The organism is Pseudomonas sp. NFX98 (assembly GCF_047784845.1).
Taxonomy (GTDB): Bacteria; Pseudomonadota; Gammaproteobacteria; order Pseudomonadales; family Pseudomonadaceae; genus Aquipseudomonas.
Map to the genome: position 1 here is coordinate 17618 of NZ_JBLNNF010000028.1, position 14597 is coordinate 32214.

A 14597-nucleotide genomic window follows, 5' to 3' on the forward strand; every position below is an offset into this window, starting at 1 on the left:
TTGCGCGTACTGCTGATCAAGACTTCATCGCTGGGCGACGTGATTCACGCGTTGCCGGCGCTGACCGACGCGGCGCGGGCGATTCCCGGCATCAAATTCGACTGGGTGGTGGAAGAAGGCTTCGCCGAAATCCCGACCTGGCACCCGGCGGTGGGCAAGGTGATTCCGGTGGCGATCCGTCGCTGGCGCAAGAACATCTGGCAAACCATCAAGAGCGGTGAGTGGAAGCGTTTCAAGCAAAGCCTTCGCGCGACTAAATACGATTTGGTCATCGATGCCCAGGGCCTGCTGAAAAGCGCTTTGCTGACCCGTTATGTGAAAGCGCCCGTGGCAGGCCTCGATAAAGCGTCCGCGCGCGAGCCGATCGCTGCACGTTTCTACAATCGACGCCTGGCGGTTGCCCGTGGTCAGCACGCAGTGGAGCGGGTGCGGCAGTTGTTCGCCATCGCCCTGGGCTACGACCTGCCCAAAGGTTTGGGTGACTATGGCTTGAGTGTCGAGCGCCTGGTGGAATTGCCGCGCAAGAATCCTTACGTGCTGTTCCTGCACGGCACCACCTGGGACACCAAACACTGGCCTGAAGCCTATTGGCGTGAGCTGACCGAACGTGTCGGCTATCTCGGTGTAGGCGTGAAACTGCCGTGGGGCAACGCGGCGGAGAAGGCCCGCGCCGAGCGCATCGCCGCGGGTTTCAAACATGCCGAAGTGTTGCCGAAGCTGAATCTGGCCGGTGTCGGCAAGGTGCTGGCCGGCGCGCAGGCGTGCGTGGCGGTGGACACCGGTCTCGGTCACCTGGCCGCTGCGCTGGATGTGCCGACGCTGTCGCTGTTCGGTCCGACCAACCCCGGCCTGACCGGCGCCTATGGCAAGTCGCAGATTCACCTGGCCAGCGACTTCCCGTGCGCGCCGTGCCTGCAAAAGAAATGCACTTATCAACCGACGGCTGAAGATGCCCGTCAGTTTGACCTTAAGCGCGAGTGGCCACTGTGCTTCACGCGTCTGAATCCCGAGCGTGTCGCCAGCCGACTGAGCACGTTGTTACTGGCTGAGGAGTTGCGCTGATGCAATTGGCATTTGTCCTGTACAAGTACTTTCCGTTTGGTGGCTTGCAGCGCGACTTCATGCGCATCGCCCTGGAGTGCCAGAAGCGCGGCCACCAGATCCGTGTCTACACGCTGATCTGGGAAGGCGACGTGCCGCCGGGGTTCGAAGTGCTGGTGGCGCCGGTCAAGGCGTTCTTCAACCATCGTCGCAACGAAAAGCTCAGCGAGTGGATGGAAGCGGACCTGGCCAAGCGTCCGGTGGACCGTCTGATCGGCTTCAACAAGATGCCGGGCCTGGACGTCTACTACGCCGCCGACGGTTGTTTCGAAGACAAGGCGCAGAACCTGCGTAACTCGCTGTACCGCCGCTGGGGTCGCTATCGCCACTTCGCCGAGTACGAACGCGCGGTGTTCGCCAAAGATGCAAAGACTGAAGTGCTGATGATTTCCGAAGTGCAGCAGCCGCTGTTCATCAAACATTACGACACGCCGCTGGAGCGCTTCCATCTGCTGCCGCCGGGCATCGCCCAGGACCGTCGCCGTCCAGCGGATGCTGATGAAATTCGCGCCGGGTTCCGCGCCGAATTCAACCTCAAGGACGATGAGCTGTTGCTGGTGCAGATCGGCTCCGGGTTCAAGACCAAGGGTGTGGATCGCAGCCTCAAGGCGCTGGCGGCATTGCCCGCTGATCTGAAGAAACGCACCCGGCTGTTTGTAATCGGTCAGGACGACCCCAAATTGTTCCAGATGCAGAGCGCCACATTGGGGCTTGGCGACAACGTGACGTTCCTCAAGGGTCGCAGCGATATTCCGCGTTTCCTGTTGGGCGCCGATCTGTTGATTCACCCGGCATACAACGAAAACACCGGCACCGTGCTGCTTGAAGCGCTGGTGGCCGGGTTGCCGGTATTGGTGAGCGCAGTCTGTGGTTACGCCCATTACATTGCCGAGGCCGATGCCGGCCTGGTACTGGACGAACCGTTCGAACAGGCGCAACTGACACAGTACCTGACCGGCATGTTGAACGACGCTCAAGCACGGGCGGCCTGGAGCCGCAACGGTCTGGCCTTCGCCGAGACGGCCGACCTCTACAGCATGCCGCAGCACGCGGCCGATGTGATTCTGGCGGAGCACGCTTAAATGAAGTTGATGCTGGCTGAACCGTTCAAGAGCCTTTGGGCCGGACGCGACCCGTTCGCCGAAGTCGAAGGCTTGCAGGGCGAGGTATACCGCGAACTTGAAGCTCGCCGGACCCTGCGCACTGAAGTGGACGGCAACGGGTTTTTCGTGAAGATCCACCGTGGAATTGGCTGGGGCGAAATCTTCAAGAACCTGCTCACCGCCAAATTGCCGGTACTCGGTGCAGGCCAGGAGTGGATCGCCATCCAGCGCCTGCAAGAAGTCGGCGTGCCAACCATGACCGCCGTCGCTTACGGCGAAAAGGGCAGCAACCCGGCGGATCAGCATTCGTTCATCGTCACCGAAGAACTGGCACCGACCGTCAGCCTCGAAGACTTCAGCATCAACTGGAGCAAGCAGCCGCCCGAGCCAAAACTCAAGCGTGCACTGATCGCTGAAGTGGCGCGCATGACCGGCATGATGCACCGCGCCGGGGTCAATCACCGCGACTGCTACATCTGCCACTTTCTGCTGCACACCGACAAACCGGTGACCGCTGAAGACTTCAAACTCTCGGTGATCGACCTGCACCGCGCCCAAACCCGTCCGGCGATCACCGCGCGCTGGCGCAACAAGGATCTGGCGGCGCTGTACTTTTCGGCGCTGGATATCGGCCTGACCCGTCGCGACAAATTTCGCTTCCTCAAAGGCTATTTCCAGCAACCGCTGCGGCAGATTCTCAGTGAGGAAGCCGGACTGTTGAGCTGGCTCGAAGGCAAGGCCAACAAACTCTACGATCGCAAGCAGCGATACGGGGACGCCCTCTGATGGCGGGTTGGAAACTGGAGCCTGAGTACCGGGACCTGGCGGACGATTTCGGCAGCCTCGAAGCGGTATTTGCGCTTGAGGGCGAGCGCCTGACCCGCGACCCGTTGTCCGAGGTCATCCGCGTTCAGCGCAATGGCGTCAATTATTACGTAAAACGCTACGTGGGTGCCGGCAAGGGCTTGCGCCGTTATCTGGGCAAGCCCCGGGTGAAGATGGAATGGCAGAACCTCAAGCGCTTCGCCAAGTGGGGGATTCCCACCGCCGAAGTGGTGGCGTGGGGGTTGGAACGTCGTGGTGCAGCGTACGATCGTGGCGCAATGATTACCCGTGAATTGCCAAATACCGAGGATTTGTCGGCGCTGGCCGAGCGGCACGATCCCAAGCTCGCCGACCGCGCCTGGGTCGACACCGTCAGCCGCCAGTTGGCCGGCTACACCCGGACCATGCACGAGCACCGTTTCACCCATAACGATTTGAAGTGGCGCAACCTGCTGATCGACGACCATGCCCGGTTGTTCCTGATCGATTGTCCGAACGGCGATTTCTGGAGCGGTTTCTGGCTCAAGTACCGCATCACCAAGGACCTGGCCTGCCTGGACAAGGTCGCCAAGTATCAATTGTCGACCACCCAGCGCCTGCGCTTTTATCTGCAATATTGCCAACGGACCCGGCTCAATGCCGCCGACAAGAAGCGCATCCGGCACGTGGTGAGATTTTTCGAGGGACGCGAATGACTGATTTTCTGGCTGCCGAAGACCGTGCGTTGCTTGAACGCCACGGCCTCGGTACGTTCGACGCACTGTGGGCCCGGCAACTCGAAGCCGTGGACGAGCCCAACACCCTTCGCGGTGGCTGGAGCAGCGTGTTTCGACTCGATCTGGAGGGTCAGGGCTTTTACCTCAAGCGCCAGAGCAACTACCAGATGCACACGTTGCACGCGCCCTTCGGTGAGCCGAGCTTCGCCCGGGAATTTCGCAACATCAGCCGCTATGAAAGACTCGGTATTCCGGCGCTGAAGGCGGCGTTCTTCGGAGAGCGCAAAGTCGACGGCGAGGTCCGGGCAGTCTTGCTCACCCGCGCTCTGGACGGTTGGGATGATCTGGATTCGTTGTTGCAGCGCTGGTCGGAGCTGAGCGAGGCGCAACACAACGCCATCATGCAGGCCTGCGGAAAACTGGCGCAGCGCCTTCACGGCAAGCGTCAGGTGCATGGCTGCTTTTATCCCAAGCACATTTTTCTGTGCGCCTCCGGCGACGGCTATCAGGCCCAACTGATCGATCTGGAAAAGACCCGGCCGTTACTGTTCGGTCAGCGTGACCGGGTCAAGGATCTGGAGCCTCTGTTGCGACGGGCGCCCGAGTGGAGCGAAGCACAGTTGCGCATTTTGCTGGCCGCGTATCTGGAACAGCCGCAGGACAGTTCGCTGATCGACACTTGGCTCAATCGCCTGACCGCACGGCGTAACCGCAAGGGGAAACGTTGATGCGTTTGTCAGAACTGAAGAATGCCGGCCGCAGCCCGACGCTGCCGCTGAGCCTTTCACTGGCCGATGCCGCCGGACCGGCGGATTTGCAACTGCTGAGTCTGTTGCGGGTGTTGCCCGGGCAGCGATATGTCGGTGCCGGTGTCTGGCGTGGCCGTCCGGTGCTGGCCAAATTGTTGGTCGGTGCCAAAGCGGCGCGGCATTTTCAGCGGGAACTGGATGGCGTGCGCCTGCTGGCGGCGCAAGGCTTGACCACACCGCTGCTGTTGGCCGATGGGCTCAAGGACGGCGAGGGTGGTTGGCTGTTGTTCGAGTTTCTGGAAAACGCCGCCAGCCTCGGTGATGCCTGGCAGCAGGTCGAGCACCTACCGGTGTTGGCCGATGAGCAAACGGCGGTGCTGGCGCAAGCCTTGGGCGCGATCGGCCAGATGCACCGCAAAGGCCTGTGGCAGGAAGACCTGCACCTGGACAACCTGCTGCGCCAGGGCAATCGTCTGTATTTGATCGATGGCGCCGGAATCTGCACCGAAACGCCAGGCCAGCCGCTGTCGCGACAGAAAGTCCTGGAAAACCTCGGGGTGTTTTTCGCTCAATTGCCCAAATCGCTGGAGCCGTTTACCGAAGAGTTGTTGGTCTACTACCTGCTGAGCAATGGCGAGCATGCCTTGCCCATGGAAGCGTTACAGAAGCAGATCGACAAGGTCCGCAGCTGGCGCCTCAAGGACTTCCTCATCAAGGTCGGTCGCGAATGCACGCTGTTCAGCGTCCAGCGCGACGCGTTCGGCTTGCGGGCGATTCGTCGCGAGGAAGAAGCGGCGATGTTGCCGGTGCTGGAACAGGCCGATGCCTTGCTCGATCAGGGCCACTTGTACAAGACCGGCGGCGCGGCAAGCGTCGGCAAGGTCGAGGTGGATGGCCGCACGCTGGTGATCAAGCGCTACAACATCAAGGGGTTTGCCCACTGGCTCAAACGCTTCTGGCGCCCGAGCCGCGCCTGGCACTCCTGGCGCGAAGGCAATCGCCTGGCGTTCCTCGGGATTGCCACACCCAAGCCGCTGGCGTTGCTGGAAAAGCGCTTTCTGTGGTTGCGCAGCCGCGCGTATCTGATCACCGAACATCTGCCTGGGCCGGACATCATCGAGCGCTTTGCGCCGTATGCTGAAAGCGGTGACGCACCGGAATCCGAACTGGCGGCACTGGATCATTTGTTTGCCGAACTGATTCGTGAGCGCATCAGTCATGGCGACTTCAAGGGTCACAACCTGTTCTGGCAGGAGGACCGCTGGGCGCTGATCGATCTGGATTCGATGTGCCAACACGGTTCGCTCGCCAGTTTTGCACCGGCGTATGCGCGAGATCGGGCGCGGTTCATGCGGAATTGGCCGGAAAGCAGTGCGCTGTATCAGGTTATCGATCAGCGTTTGCCCAAGGACATTTCCAGCGCGGCCTGAATCGGGCCTTCGGCCCTATCGCGAGCAGGCTCGCTCCTACAAGGGATCTGGGTTGAGTACATCATTTGTGTTCGCCGCTGACCAACTGTAGGAGCGAGCCTGCTCGCGATGAGGCCCGAAAGGTCGCTCGAGAAATGGGACAAGTCCTTGTGAACCGTCCTACGTAATCTTCGGAAGCCATGAACTGTGGCCCGATCCACCCCGATGCTAGTTTGCCCTGACGTTCTCGGAGGGCAGACTTTGACAATAAAAATGGCAGTTGCATCGGGCGCTATCTCGCTGGCTTTGACCGGCTGCGGGACCGCCGTAACGGTTCTGCAGGGCGATTCCGACGCGGCCCAAGGGCTGCGAAGGCAAAAAACCTATTGCCAGTCCATTCCCAGGGTTTACAGCGGCCTCTCCTACGATTTCTTTGTGTTGAATGCACCGCCCGATCCCACGGGAATCCTCGTACCACTTGTATTGCTGGACCTGACCTTGTCCGGCGCTCTGGACACCGTTGTCTTGCCGTACACGATTTACCGGCAAGGCGTGGACGGCAATATCCTTATCTACTGGCGACCCGCGCGCGGATAAACACCGGCAAGGTCATGGCCGAAAAAGCACGCCGTTAGCCGCTAGAGGCTTGCCGCCGCTTTTAAGCTATAATCCCGCCCTTTAGCTGTCTCTCGCCCCTTGCGAGGGCACATTAATTTTTGAGGCGCGTTGCGCCTGCACGCAGACTAAAGAGGCTAGACCCCTGTGGCATTGACGATTCTTGGCCTGTCCGGCGCCCTTAGCCATGATCCTTCCGCAGCCTTGTACATCGACGGCAAGCTGGTCGCGGCGGCTGAAGAAGAGCGCTTTGTGCGCGATAAACATGCAAAGAACCGCATGCCCTACGAATCGGCGAAGTTCTGCCTGGAACAGGCCGGCATCAAGCCTTCGGACGTTGACGTGGTAGCGATCCCGTTCGCTCCGATCAGCCTGTTCGGCAAGGCTCGCTGGCAGTACGCCAAGCGTTACTGGTACGCCCCGGATCGTGCGCTCGACGCGATCCTGATGGGCAACCGTCGCTACAAGCGCTATCGCAACAAGATCGTCTGGTGCCTGGAACAACTGGGTTTCGATCCGAAGAAGATCAAGATCGAGCCGGTCGAACATCACCTGGCCCACGCCTCCAGCGCTTATCACTGCTCCGGTTTCAAAGAGAAAACCGCGATCCTGGGCATCGACGGCAAGGGTGAGTACGCCACGACCTTCTTCGGTTATGGCGAAAACGGCAAGATCCACAAGATCAAGGAATTCTTCGATCCGGACTCCCTCGGCGGCCTTTACGGCGCGATCACCGAGTTCCTCGGTTTCGATATGCTCGACGGTGAGTTCAAGGTCATGGGCATGGCGCCGTACGGCGACGCCAGCAAATACGATTTTTCGCGCTTGGCCTCGTTCGAAAACGGCGAGCTGGTAATCAACACCGACTACGCCAACGTCATCGGCCTGCGTCGTTATAAAGAGAAGGGCAAGGGTTATTACTTCTCGCCGAAGCTGATCGAGTGGCTGGGTCCGAAGCGCGAAGGCGACATCGCCGACGAGCCGTACATCCACTACGCCGCCAGCATTCAAGCGCTGTTCGAAAAAATTTCGCTGCAGATGATCGACCACTACCTGGGCGACGTGCTCAAGGAAACGGGCAAACTGGCCTATGCCGGTGGCTGTGCGTTGAACGTCAAGTTGAACCAGAAAATCATTGCCCGCGACGACGTCAAAGAGCTGTTCGTACAGCCTGCGTCCGGTGATGCCGGCACCGCCGTCGGTGCTGCTGCCTATGTGTCTCACGCCCGTGGCGTACCGGTCGAGAAGATGGAACACGTCTACCTCGGCCCGTCGTACAGCAACGAAGACGTGATTGCCGCGTGCGCCCGTCACGAGAACAAGCCGACCTGGCGCAAGCTTGACAACATGCCGGAGCAGATCGCCAGGATCATGGTCGATGGCAACCCGGTGGCCTGGTTCCAGGGCCGCATGGAGTTCGGTCCGCGCGCACTCGGCGGTCGTTCGATCATCGGTTGCCCGAGCATTCCCGGCGTGGCTGACCGCATCAACCACCAGATCAAGTTCCGCGAGCGCTGGAGGCCTTTCTGCCCGTCGATGCTCGACACCGTCGCGCCACAGATGATCAAGATCGATCACCCGGCACCGTTCATGACTTTCACCTTCGAAGTGGCGGAAGAGTGGAAAACCCGCGTGCCGGAAGTCGTCCACGAAGACGGCACTTCCCGGGCCCAGGTGCTCAAGCGCGAATACAACCCGCGCTACTACGACATGATGAAGGCGCTGGAAGTACTGACCGGCAACGGCGTGTCGCTGAACACCTCGCTCAACCGTCGTGGCGAACCGATGATCTGCTCGCCGACCGATGCACTGAACATGTTCTTCGGATCGGATCTACAGTATCTGATCATGGAAGACATCCTGGTGGTCAAAGAGGGCGCGAACACCTATGACACGCTCGGCTGAACGCCATGTGTTGCAGTTCTGCCACGGCTATGACGGGCCGTTTCTGGACTGTGCCCGGCAGTACGCCAGCCTGTTCGCGGGGACCGGTTATCGCGTGACCACGGTGTTTCTCACCGGGGTCGCCGACGCCGAAGTCGCCGCGGGTTGCGCTTCCGACGAAGTGTTGTTCATGGAATACAGCTCCAGGGCCATTCGTGGCCTGAAGCTGGGTGCCATCGGCGATCTGCGCAAGATCGCCGCTTCACGCAATTTCAGTTTCTGCATCGCCCATCGCTTCAAGCCGATCTACATCGCCTTGCTCGGCACGTCGTTGCCGGTGATTGGCGTGCATCACGCGTTTGACGATTACAAACGCGGCACGCGCAAGCTGTTCGCGCAGATTTTCCGCAAGCGCCTGAGCCTGCTCGGGGTGTCCGATGCGGTGCGCGATGACATGCGCCGTTGCCTGCCAAAGTGGTCGGCGTCGCGGATTCAGACGCTCTACAACCGTATCGATGTGCAAACGTTGCAGGACAGCCAGGTGACGGCTCGCGAGGCTCGGGAAATTCTCGGGCTGGCGCCGGATGCCTGGGTGGTCGGCAACGTCGGACGGCTGCATCCGGACAAGGATCAGGCCACATTGCTGGACGGTTTTGCCGCGGCGCTGCCGGGGTTGCCGGCCAGCAGCCAGTTGGTGATTCTCGGTAGCGGCCGCCTGGAGCAAGACCTCAAGGCCCAGGCCCGCGAGTTGGGAATTGGCGATCGCGTGTTGTTCCTAGGCCAGGTGCCCGAAGCGCGGCGGTATTTCCGTGCATTTGACGTGTTCGCCCTGAGTTCTGATCACGAGCCGTTCGGCATGGTGCTGCTCGAAGCCATGGCCGCCGGCGTACCGTTGCTCGCCACCGCGTGTGGCGGGGCGAAGGAAGTGGTCGAGGGCGTGGGCATTCTGTTCCCGCTGGGCGATGCCGAACACCTGGCTCAAGGGCTGCAACACCTGGCCGCGATGGACGATCAGCAACGTCGCCAATGCGCCGAGCTGATGCTCGACCGCTTGCGCGAACGCTTTTCCGACCGCGCGGTACGCGATGCTTTCTGGCATTTGCCACACGTTATCGAACTGGCACCGAGGGGCTGATGCTCAACCGATTTCAAGGCTGGCGCGAACGTGGCTGGTCGGTAGCCGATGCCTCGACTTACGCCGAGGCCTGGCAGCGTTATGGCGGCAGCGTCGCGACCCATCCAATGGTGGTCGAGCGTCTGGCGCAGTTGGCCGATATCCCGGTGCGTTACCTGGCCTGGGAGCAAAACGGCGAAGTCAAAGCAGCGATCCCGACTTGGGGACGCGACCTTGCCTTGTCCAAAGACGTGCTCAAGCGTCGCGGAAAAAAAGGCCTGTTCGACCTCGGCAACGCCGAGATCATTCTGCCGGCCGCTGAAGATGCCCAGGCACCGCTGCGTCATCGCGGTCGTTACTTGTCGGCGCTGAACGAAAGCCGTTTCACCGGCATCAAGTTGCAGACCGAACAACTGGCCATGGCCCGCACGCCTGAAGAACTGTCGAAGAAATTTCGCTACAACCAGCGCCGTGAATTGCGTTTGCTGGAAGAGGCGGGTGGCACGGTGCGGCCGGTGTCCGAGTTTTCCAGTAGCGAACTGGCGACGATTTACTGCGACTTGTTCCAGCGCCGCTGGGGCTTCCCGGCAACGGGCGCCGAGCGCATGGCCGAGGTCATCGAGTTGCTGCGTGAGTTGCTGATCGGATCGGTGATTTTCCTCAACGATGCGCCGATCGCCATTCAACTGGTGTACCGCGTCGAGACGCCGCAGTGGATCAGCGTCGAGTACATCAATGGTGGCGTCGACCCTGAAACCCGCGAGTTCAGCCCCGGCAGCGTGCTGAGTTTTCTCAACACCCAAAGTGCCTGGGAACATGCCCGGGCGCTGGACAAGCCCTTGCGCTTTTCCTTCGGTCGCGCCGACCGGGAATACAAGGATCGCTGGTGCAACCCCGTGCCGGTCTACACCGTATGAGTCAACCCATGAGCCGCAAACAGCAACTGCTCAAGCGCCATCGACGCAACAAACGCATCGGCCTGTTGATTGCACTGGCGGTGTTGGTCGCCATCGGCGTGCTGGTGGCGTGGTGGTTGCCGCTGGTGCTGGCGGTGCTGGGCTGGATGGCCCACGAAGCCTGGTTTGCCGATCATCTGTTCTACTCGCCCAACGACGATTACCAGTACAACTTCCCGCCCTACACGCCAAAACCCAAGGTCCATCTGAGCGGCGACCGCCTGCGACTGGACGACGGTGTGATGCTGGTCGACGACGCGACGCTGGTGTTGGCGCTGCGGATCAAAAGCACATGGCTGGGGCGTTTTCTAGATCCGATGGTTGAGTTGTCCGGGGGCGATACCCCGGACCGACAAACTTTCGAGCGTGGTGTGAACGGCCTGCGTTACCTCAATCTCAGTGGTCAGGCGCAAGTGCTGTCACGAGGGGAATTGCGTCTGCGCGGGCGTTTTTGCCGATTGCTCGGCGAGCCTGTGTTGTGGGCTTTCGAACATCCGGATTACCGACGTCAGCGGGTGATGGTCATCGCGCCCCATGCCGATGATGCGGAATTGGCGGCCTATGGCTTGTACAGTCAAGCCGATGAAACCTGGGTCGTCACACTGACTGCCGGTGAAATCGAAGCCGAACACTATCAGCATATGGGCTTGGGCAAGGTCGAGGCCGCTCGGCTCAAAGGCCGTTTGCGAGCCTGGGACAGTATTGCCGTGCCACGCTGGGCCGGTGTGCCTGAAAGCCGTTGCGTGCAGTTGGGCTATTTCTGCTTGCAACTGGCGGCCATGCAGGCCTCGCCTGCTCAGCCGGCAGGTTCGCGCGAAGCGGACTTGAGCGACACCCGGTTGTTTCGCCAGTTGAACCCGTTTGCCTTGCCGGGCGATGTCGACGGTGCGCCGACCTGGAACAATTTGTTGGCCGACCTGCGTGAGCTGCTGCTGCGGGCACAGCCGGAAGTGATCGTGCTGCCACACCCGACCCTCGATCCGCACCCGGATCATATTTGCGCTCACGCAGCAGTTCTCGAAGCCTTGAACGGGCTCGACTGGCAGCCGACGCTGCTCGGCTACGCCAATCACCTGCATGACAACGATCGCTGGCCAATGGGCGATAGCGGTGCCGGTGTGACGCTGCCACCGGTGTTCGATCCGGCCTCGTTGCTGCATCCCTACTGCCTTCTGCTGGATCAGGCGCAGCAGCGGGACAAAGCCATGGCGCTGGGGATGATGCATGACTTGCAGCCCCGGGCCCCGTACAAACGACGGTTGCGTCGCGGCTTGCAGCGACTGCTGGCCGGGCGCTCCGGTTCGCCTTACGGCGAGAACGAGTTTTTTCGCAAAGCTGTGCGTCGCCATGAGCTGTTCTGGCATTTGTAAAGTGTTACGGGCCTGAAGTCCGCCTGCTGCGAGCAGGAAGGGTGTCAGGTGTTGCTCGGTTTGCCTGTTGCGGCAAGGAAGACGATGAAAGTTCTATTTCTGGTGCAGAAAGATCAACGGGCCATCCTGGACCGTTTGTACGACGGCGTGGCGGCTCATTGCGAGTGCGACCTGCGGTGGCTGAGCAGCAGTGAACAGCGCAATCTGCGCGGCTATTTCCGGCGCGAAGTCGATGTCTCGCGCTATGACCGCATCGTGTTTTTCCTGCGCTTCAAGCAGGAAATCCGTCAGGTCGGGTTTATACGCACGATCCCCAACCTGGTGATTCTCGAACACGATGCGTACCAGAACTACATCCCTTGCAAATACACCGGCAAGTTCAGCGCGCACTACCGCCAGCTGCCGTGGGCGCGAGTCATCAGTTCCGGTTTCGTTGTCACCGAACGCTTGCGCGGCGAAGGGTTCGATGCGGTGTTCGTGCCCAAGGGCTACGACCAGACGCAACTTGAGGATCAAGGCCGCGAGCGGGATATCGAACTGGCTTTTGTCGGCAGCACCAACAGTGTCGCCTACAGCGGACGCAAGGCCCTGCTCGATGAGTTGGCCCGTGTCGAACCCCTGGTGGTCACTCGCACGAAATCCGGTGAGGAGTACCGCGACACGCTCAACCGTATCCGCTTTTTCGTCAGTGCCGATGTCGGCATGGGCGAATTCATGATCAAGAATTTCGAGGCCATGGCCTGCGGTTGTGTATTGCTCGCTTATGACCAGGGCGAGGCGGAAAGCCAGGCACTGGGGCTGCAGGATATGCACAACATTGTGTTCTATCAAAGCATCGCGCAGCTTCAGGAAAAGCTGGCGCTATTGCGCAGCGACCCCGAACTGGCACAGCGTATCGCCCGAAATGGTCGTGAACTGGCGGTCAGCCAGTTCAGTTTTGCGCGTATCGGTCAGCGGATCGTCGAGGAACTCAAGCCTGCTTTGGGTGCGCGCGCACCGTTGAGCCTGCTGGAAAAAATCCGCCTGAAGTTGGGCATATGACTGCTATGAGCATTCTTAACGTCATGTGGGCCAGCGGTGCTCCGTTCGCCTCGACTCATAAGGTGCACCAGCAGATATTGTCGCAGCTCCCGGCCTCTGTCCCGATTGAAACCTGGTTGCTTCAGGGGCAGGCATCGGAATGTGGGGTAGAGGTCGGCAAGGTGCGGGAATGGGGGCTGACGTCTGCCCGACTGAAAGGGCGTCATTTCTGGCGACTGACCCGGCCATGGATGCAATACAAATTGCAAAGTGCGCTCAAGGTCAGTGATGCGCGCGTCCTGTTGCTTGATGGCCTGGGAGTGGCACGCGCACTGTTGCCCAGTATCGAGGCTCTGCCGCACCTCCGTGCGGTGGTGCTTTTCCATGGATCAACGCGGCTTCATGTGGCGGATCGGGCGCTTTTTCAGCGGTTCCCGGCTTCCCGGCTGACGGTGGTCGCGGTGTCGCAGACCCTCGCGACGTCATTGAGCCAGGACCTGCAAAGGCCGGTCACGGCGCTGCGTAGCGCGTTTGATCCTGCCGCCTTCCGTTCTGCCCTGTTCACGCGCGGGCAGGCGCGTTCCCGTTTAGGGCTCCCCCTGGACAACACGCCGGTGCTCGGTGCCGTTGGGCGGCTGGTTGCCGGGAAAGGTTTTGGCTGTCTGATCGATGCCTTCGCGGCGGTATTGCCTGAGCGGCCGGATCTGCAATTGATGATTGTGGGCGAAGGTGCAGCCCGTGCCGAACTGCAGGCGCGAATCGATGCGTCGGGGTTGCGCGGCAAAGTCTTGTTGCCGGGCCATGTAAATGATGTGGCGCAACTCTATTGTGCTTTCGACTGGATCGCGATGCCCTCGCTGAGCGAAGGCCTGGGACTGATCATGCAGGAAGCGGTGATGGCGGGCGTCCCGGTAATCGCCAGCGAACTGGACGTGTTCCGTGAGCAACTGGGCGATGCCGGCTGCTACGCCCCGGTCGAGGATGTGAGTGCCTGGCGCGACGCCATTGCGCGAGCGTTCAGCGTTTCCGCCCAGGCGATCGCCGCAGATCAGTATCAGGCACTTGCCCCGGATCAAGCCTGGCTGAGCTTCAGCCAGGCTTCCCGGGCATTGCTTTCATGACGGCAGCAATGCCTGTTCGAGTGCTTGCATCGGAAAGCTGTCGTTCAGGTTTTCGCGTGCAATATAGCGTGCGAAGTGCTGCAGGTTGCGTTTGATCAAATGACGGGATAGCGGCGCGCGCAGAAAGCGCATGTCCGCCACATCAATGAGGCCCATGCGGTTGTCGGGCGTGACCACGATGTTGCCCAGGTGCAGTGAGCGGAAATAGATCCCCGACTTGTGAAGGCTTCGTATCAGTCCCACCAGGTCTGGCAGGGCCTGCGGCCAGGTGAATCCTTCCTTGCTGGCGATCTGGCGCAGGGTCTCTCCTGGCAGCGGCTGGTAAAGCACTGCCGTCATGCCCGGGGTTTTCAGGCGGAAATACTGCAGAACCTGCAAGGTTGGCACGCCGAGCTTTTGCAGTTCGACGGCGTTATCGATGAAGCGCTTGGAGTAGGGGCGCAACATAGCGGAAGAAAAAATCCGCTTGCGACGGAACAGTTTCAGAATATTCCCATTCTGCAACAGGTAGACTTTCGGCCCGTAGCTATCGGCCTCCAATACTTTGGCACCGTCGATCATCTGATTTAAAGCGGCTTGCGGAAGCCCAGAACATTGCATCGTAGAAAGCCTTG

14 protein-coding genes are annotated in these 14597 nt (G+C 60.5%); 13 read left to right on the forward strand and 1 reads right to left on the reverse strand.

Going from position 1 to position 14597, the window contains the following annotated elements; all coding sequences use genetic code 11:
* From waaC to ACM110_RS28085, 13 genes are all read left to right on the forward strand, one after another.
* Positions 1-1062, forward strand: a complete 1062-nt coding sequence (waaC, locus tag ACM110_RS28025; RefSeq protein WP_338584377.1) for a lipopolysaccharide heptosyltransferase I — start codon at positions 1-3, stop codon at positions 1060-1062.
* The gene (locus ACM110_RS28030; RefSeq protein ID WP_416130321.1) at positions 1062-2183 is read left to right on the forward strand and encodes a glycosyltransferase family 4 protein; all 1122 of its coding nucleotides are present in this window, start codon (positions 1062-1064) and stop codon (positions 2181-2183) included. The genes waaC and ACM110_RS28030 overlap by 1 nt, the downstream gene beginning before the upstream one ends.
* The gene (gene rfaP, locus ACM110_RS28035) at positions 2184-2990 is read left to right on the forward strand and encodes a lipopolysaccharide core heptose(I) kinase RfaP (RefSeq protein WP_416130322.1); all 807 of its coding nucleotides are present in this window, start codon (positions 2184-2186) and stop codon (positions 2988-2990) included. It begins immediately after the preceding gene.
* A complete protein-coding gene (locus tag ACM110_RS28040) occupies positions 2990-3724 on the forward strand; it encodes a lipopolysaccharide kinase InaA family protein (RefSeq protein WP_416130323.1) in 735 nt (244 codons plus the stop codon). Before rfaP ends, ACM110_RS28040 begins: the two co-directional genes overlap by 1 nt.
* Complete coding sequence (locus tag ACM110_RS28045; RefSeq protein WP_416130324.1) at positions 3721-4473, forward strand: lipopolysaccharide kinase InaA family protein; 753 nt, start codon at positions 3721-3723, stop codon at positions 4471-4473. The genes ACM110_RS28040 and ACM110_RS28045 overlap by 4 nt, the downstream gene beginning before the upstream one ends.
* On the forward strand, positions 4473-5924 hold the full coding sequence (locus tag ACM110_RS28050; protein WP_416130325.1) for a lipopolysaccharide kinase InaA family protein: 1452 nt from the start codon (positions 4473-4475) through the stop codon (positions 5922-5924). Before ACM110_RS28045 ends, ACM110_RS28050 begins: the two co-directional genes overlap by 1 nt.
* 240 nt (positions 5925-6164) lie before the next feature.
* On the forward strand, positions 6165-6500 hold the full coding sequence (locus tag ACM110_RS28055) for a YceK/YidQ family lipoprotein (RefSeq protein ID WP_416130326.1): 336 nt from the start codon (positions 6165-6167) through the stop codon (positions 6498-6500).
* 165 nt (positions 6501-6665) lie between these two features.
* Positions 6666-8423 carry a carbamoyltransferase gene (locus ACM110_RS28060; RefSeq protein WP_416130327.1) on the forward strand — a complete coding sequence of 586 codons (1758 nt, stop codon included), beginning with the start codon at positions 6666-6668 and terminating at the stop codon, positions 8421-8423.
* Positions 8407-9537 (forward strand): glycosyltransferase, encoded by a 1131-nt coding sequence (locus tag ACM110_RS28065; protein ID WP_416130328.1) that lies wholly within the window; start codon positions 8407-8409, stop codon positions 9535-9537. Before ACM110_RS28060 ends, ACM110_RS28065 begins: the two co-directional genes overlap by 17 nt.
* Positions 9537-10433, forward strand: coding sequence for an antimicrobial resistance protein Mig-14 (locus tag ACM110_RS28070; protein WP_416130329.1), 897 nt, complete (start codon positions 9537-9539; stop codon positions 10431-10433). The genes ACM110_RS28065 and ACM110_RS28070 overlap by 1 nt, the downstream gene beginning before the upstream one ends.
* 8 nt (positions 10434-10441) lie before the next feature.
* Positions 10442-11842, forward strand: coding sequence for a PIG-L deacetylase family protein (locus ACM110_RS28075; RefSeq protein WP_416130330.1), 1401 nt, complete (start codon positions 10442-10444; stop codon positions 11840-11842).
* 84 nt (positions 11843-11926) lie between these two features.
* Positions 11927-12883, forward strand: a complete 957-nt coding sequence (locus ACM110_RS28080) for a glycosyltransferase (protein ID WP_416130331.1) — start codon at positions 11927-11929, stop codon at positions 12881-12883.
* Positions 12884-12888: 5 nt separating this feature from the next.
* On the forward strand, positions 12889-13983 hold the full coding sequence (locus tag ACM110_RS28085; RefSeq protein WP_416130332.1) for a glycosyltransferase: 1095 nt from the start codon (positions 12889-12891) through the stop codon (positions 13981-13983).
* On the opposite strand, the gene ACM110_RS28090 is transcribed toward ACM110_RS28085, so the two are convergent.
* Complete coding sequence (locus ACM110_RS28090; protein WP_416130333.1) at positions 13978-14544, reverse strand: toluene tolerance protein; 567 nt, start codon at positions 14542-14544, stop codon at positions 13978-13980. The two genes, ACM110_RS28085 and ACM110_RS28090, sit on opposite strands and share 6 nt — an antisense overlap.
* Positions 14545-14597: the final 53 nt, after the last annotated feature.